The organism is Arthrobacter sp. B1805, assembly GCF_002929745.1.
Classification (GTDB): domain Bacteria; phylum Actinomycetota; class Actinomycetes; order Actinomycetales; family Micrococcaceae; genus Arthrobacter_D.
In genome coordinates, this window is record NZ_PJIQ01000079.1 from 1 (window position 1) to 516 (window position 516).

Annotated in this window: 1 protein-coding gene; it reads right to left on the reverse strand. The window is 38.4% G+C overall.

Annotated features, from left to right (window positions below; genetic code table 11):
- Positions 1-445, reverse strand: a 445-nt coding sequence (locus CXQ96_RS17960) for an NUMOD1 domain-containing DNA-binding protein (protein WP_258059195.1), incomplete at its 3' end; no start/stop codon positions are given.
- Between the last annotated feature and the right edge of the window lie 71 nt (positions 446-516).

Genomic DNA, 516 nt, shown 5'->3' on the forward strand with positions numbered 1-516 from the left:
TGACAGCACTAATGTGTGAATAATCAATACCTAACTGACGTGCAGCTTGACGTTGAGATTCAAATCTAAAAGCCTCGAAAGTGTTTAGGTCAATAGCTATTACCCCGCCAGAGAATGGCATGTTGACTTTAACTTCCCGAATTTTTTCTTCAGTAATTTCACTCTCATTTTCAGTAAACAAATAGCCACCAGCTGTTTTATTCCGACCTTTGAGAACATCATTAATTCTCTGATTAGAAATTCCAAGCTGACGTTCAGCTTCTGCTTGCGACTCGAAGCGTAGAACTTTACCAGTTTCTAAATTTACTGCAATTACAGGTTTCTTTGGGGCGTTATGCTTGGCTGTGTGACCTAATTTATCACGATACGCAGTGTTATATTGACTTGTACACCATTCAAGATTAGATACAGTGTTGTTTGCTCTATTACAATCAATATGGTTCACTTCTGGATAATTGTTAGGGTTTGGTAAAAAACAAATCGCCACCAAACGGCTGACCCGTAGACAAATATTCT